The 3603-nt window shown below is 62.3% G+C and carries 5 protein-coding genes; 2 read left to right on the forward strand and 3 right to left on the reverse strand.

Annotated features, from left to right (window positions below; translation table 11 throughout):
- Window positions 1-4: 4 nt before the first annotated feature.
- Window positions 5-94, forward strand: coding sequence for a transporter substrate-binding domain-containing protein (locus A2I95_RS27700; RefSeq protein WP_291735099.1), 90 nt, complete (start codon window positions 5-7; stop codon window positions 92-94).
- 9 nt (window positions 95-103) lie between these two features.
- Here the strand turns inward: A2I95_RS27700 and A2I95_RS27705 are convergent, their stop codons facing one another.
- Window positions 104-451 (reverse strand): hypothetical protein, encoded by a 348-nt coding sequence (locus A2I95_RS27705; RefSeq protein ID WP_051372000.1) that lies wholly within the window; start codon window positions 449-451, stop codon window positions 104-106.
- A gap of 141 nt (window positions 452-592) precedes the next feature.
- Here A2I95_RS27705 and A2I95_RS27710 point away from each other — a divergent pair, with 141 nt between their 5' ends.
- The gene (locus tag A2I95_RS27710) at window positions 593-1126 is read left to right on the forward strand and encodes a HutD family protein (RefSeq protein WP_291735095.1); all 534 of its coding nucleotides are present in this window, start codon (window positions 593-595) and stop codon (window positions 1124-1126) included.
- On the opposite strand, the gene A2I95_RS27715 is transcribed toward A2I95_RS27710, so the two are convergent.
- Together A2I95_RS27715 and dapD are read right to left on the reverse strand one after the other, a co-directional pair.
- Window positions 1123-2490 carry a formimidoylglutamate deiminase gene (locus A2I95_RS27715; RefSeq protein WP_291735097.1) on the reverse strand — a complete coding sequence of 456 codons (1368 nt, stop codon included), beginning with the start codon at window positions 2488-2490 and terminating at the stop codon, window positions 1123-1125. The genes A2I95_RS27710 and A2I95_RS27715 overlap by 4 nt on opposite strands.
- 242 nt (window positions 2491-2732) lie before the next feature.
- Complete coding sequence (dapD, locus tag A2I95_RS27720; RefSeq protein ID WP_291735102.1) at window positions 2733-3560, reverse strand: 2,3,4,5-tetrahydropyridine-2,6-dicarboxylate N-succinyltransferase; 828 nt, start codon at window positions 3558-3560, stop codon at window positions 2733-2735.
- Window positions 3561-3603: the final 43 nt, after the last annotated feature.

The following is a 3603-nucleotide window of genomic DNA, read 5'->3' on the forward strand; positions in this document are numbered from 1 at the left end:
GCTGGTGGAAGAGGTCAACCAGGCGCTGCTGGCGATGCAGGAGGACGGCAGCTATGACGCCCTCTACCGCAAATGGTTTGGCAGTCAGAACTGACGCCTGGCCTTAGTGGAAAACCGGCTCTTCACCGTCAAAGAACGGGGTCATCTGCGCGACGATCACGGCGTTTTCCTCCAGCGCCCTCTGCATCAACGCACGTTCCTCATCGCCGATCTCATGGCCTTCGGCCTCGCGCTCTTCCAGCGTGCCGTAACCGGTGACATCCAGCGGCGCGGTATCGGCTTGTTTCAGGATCGCCACGGTTTCGCGCACCGCCTCGGCCTCATCCACCCCGGAGGCATAGATCATCAGCGCCGCGCCGGTGGCGCCATCAGGCAGGCCGTCCCCGGCCTTGCGTCCGATCTGGACAAGCAGGGTATAGACTTGCTGGCGGGAGGGTTTCTTCTTTTCCATGCCGCCGCCATAGCGCCGGGGCGGGGGGGTGGTCAATCAAATAGCGGCAGCGGGGAAACTGTCGGGGCTGGCGAAAGGCTTGCAAGCAGGCGTGATCAGGATTTATGTCTACGCTTATTCAGTTTCCCACAGGACCCGCCGATGCGCATCTCCGCTTTGACTGCCCAGCCGGTGCCTTGGAAGAACGGCGGCGGTGTGACCCGCGAATTGGCCTTGCATCAGGAAGACGGGCATATGGTCTGGCGTCTCAGCCTGGCGGAAATTTCGCGCAGCGGCCCGTTTTCCGCCTTTCCGGGCCTTGCCCGCATCCATTGCATTGTGGAGGGCGCGGGCCACACACTGTCAAATAGCGAAACACAACTGCAAGCGTGGCCGCTGAAACCGCTGTGTTTCGATGGCGGCATGGAATTTGACAGCCGTCTGCGCGAAGGGCCCTGCAAGGCTTTCAACGTGATCTACGATCCGGTGCGGGTCACGGCAGACGCCGCAATTTTGCGAGACGGCGCGCTGCCCGATGCTGCAGGCAGCCAAGTGTTCTTTGTTGTATCCGGCAGCCTGAATCTTGCAGGCCAGGGGCACTTTGCCCCAGGCGAAGGGATCGTCCTGGAAAGCACCGCCAGCGGAAGGATCTCCGATGGCGGCGTGGTTATCCAGCTGCGGATTTTGCCTGTTTAGAGACTGTTCAGCAGGTCCCTGATCGCGGTCCGGTATCCCGCAACCACACTGTCGCGGGCGATATGGCGGCCCTGTTGCACAACATGGCGGCCGGCGCTCCAGACATCCGTCACAGTGTCGTCGCCTGCCGCAAAACACAGCCCGTCCAGCATCTGCTCCGGCTTCAGCGCGCAGAGCGCCGGGACGCTGCTGTCGATGGCCACTAGATCCGCCAGCGCGCCTTCCTCGATCCGGCCGGCATCCCGGCCCAAAGCTTGCGCGCCGCCTTTGGCTGCGCCCAAATACAGCGTTTCCCCTACCGAGCCTGCTCCCGGTACCAGCACATTGCGGGCCAGGTCGCGCAAACGTTGGGAATACTCTAGCGTGCGCAGCTCCTCGGGCAGCGAAATCCGCACGTTAGAGTCTGAACCAACCCCGAACGCGCCATCATTCGCCAGATACTCTCCCCCGTTGAACGGGCCGTCGCCCAGGTTTGCCTCTGTGATCGGGCACAGCCCTGCGACCGCTCCCGAACGCGCCATGCCGGCGGTCTCAGCGCTTGTCATGTGGGTGGCATGGATCAAGCACCATTTGCCATCGACGGATGCGTTGTCCAGCAGCCATTCGACAGGACGTGCAGCCAGCCAATCACTGATGTCGGCGACTTCTTTTGGCTGCTCGGAGATATGGATATGCACCGGCAGCCCGTCCTGGATCTGCAGCACTGCTGCCAGGTCCTCGGGGCAGGTGGCGCGCAGCGAGTGCGGTGCGATGCCGACGCAGGCGTCCTGCGGCAGATCCCGCGCAGCAATTTTGCGGGCCCGGGCGACCAATTCAGAGAATTCCGCAACCGAATTGCCAAACCGCTGCTGGCCTCCATTCAGAGCCTGTTTTCCCGCCCCGCCGTAGGTATAGAGCACAGGCAGATGGGTGAGACCGATACCGGTCTGGCTGGCGGCGGCAAACACCCGCTCGCTAAGCTCGGTCAGTGATGCAAAATGCGCACCGCCCGGCTGGTGATGGACATAGTGAAACTCGCCCGCGGAGGCATAGCCGGCTTCCAGCATCTCCATGAAAACCAGCGCAGCGATAGCCTCGTATTGCTCCGGGGTGATGCGGTCCACGAACCGGTACATCAACTCGCGCCAGGTCCAGAAGCTGTCCTTGCCCGCGGCGCGGTATTCGGTCATTCCCGCCATCGCGCGCTGAAAGCTGTGGGAATGCAGATTGCCCAGCGACGGCAGCAGCACATCTGCCCGCGCGTCGCCCGGCTGCGGCTGGGCACCGGATTCCAATGAGCAAATCCGGCCGCTCTCAATCGTCAGCCGGAGGTTCTCTGCCCATCCCTGGGGCAGGCGGGCGTGCTGGGCGAATATGGTCTGCATCTAACCCTCTTATGTGTAGATGTAATACTATTAGCGGCATGTTTTTTGTGCTGCAAGAGTATTGCGCTGGAGGGGCGCTGCCCCTTGGCCTCGCGGCCTCACCCCGGGATATTTCCGGCTAGAGGAATAGCGGACCCCTGTTTCTTTCTCTTGCTCGAAATATCCTGGGGTTTGGGGCAAAGCCCCAATAAAAAACGCGCCCGGATAGGGCGCGCTCTATTGTTTCTGCGATGCGGCCCGGATCAGTCGCGCAGCAGCTCGTTGATGCCGGTTTTGGAGCGGGTCTTTTCGTCCACCCGCTTCACGATGACCGCGCAATAGAGGCTGATGTTGTTCTTCGACGGCATCGAGCCTGCGACCACAACCGAGTAAGGCGGTACTTCGCCATAGGTCACTTCGCCGGTTTCGCGGTCGACGATCTTGGTCGATTTGCCGATGAATACGCCCATGCCCAGAACCGAGCCTTCGCGCACGATGCAGCCTTCGACCACCTCGGAACGGGCGCCGATGAAGCAGTTGTCCTCGATGATGGTGGGCCCCGCCTGCATCGGTTCCAGCACGCCGCCGATGCCGACGCCGCCCGACAGGTGCACGTTCTTGCCGATCTGGGCGCAGGAGCCGACGGTGGCCCAGGTATCAACCATGGTGCCTTCGCCGACATAGGCGCCGAGGTTCACGAAAGAGGGCATCAGCACCGCGCCCGGCGCAATATAGGCGGATTTGCGGACGACGCAGTTCGGCACCGCGCGGAAGCCTGCGGATTTCCACTGCTCCTCGCCCCAGCCGTTGAATTTGCTGTCGACCTTGTCCCACCAGCCACCAGCCTGCGGGCCGCCTTCGTGGATTTCCATGTCCTTGATGCGGAAGCCCAAGAGCACCGCCTTTTTGGCCCACTGGTTCACATTCCAGTCGCCGCTGTCCTGCTTTTCGGCCACCCGCAAGGAACCGGAGTCCAGTGCGTTCAGGGTGTCTTCGATGGCTTCACGCTGCTCGCCGGTGGTGGCGGGAGTGATGGTGTCGCGCGCCTCCCAGGCGGCTTCGATTGCTGCTTCCAGCTGGGCGTTGGACATGGGGGTTCCTCCGGCATCCGTTAGATTCGGGGTTACATAACGG

It is taken from the genome of Leisingera sp. F5, from assembly GCF_001593695.1.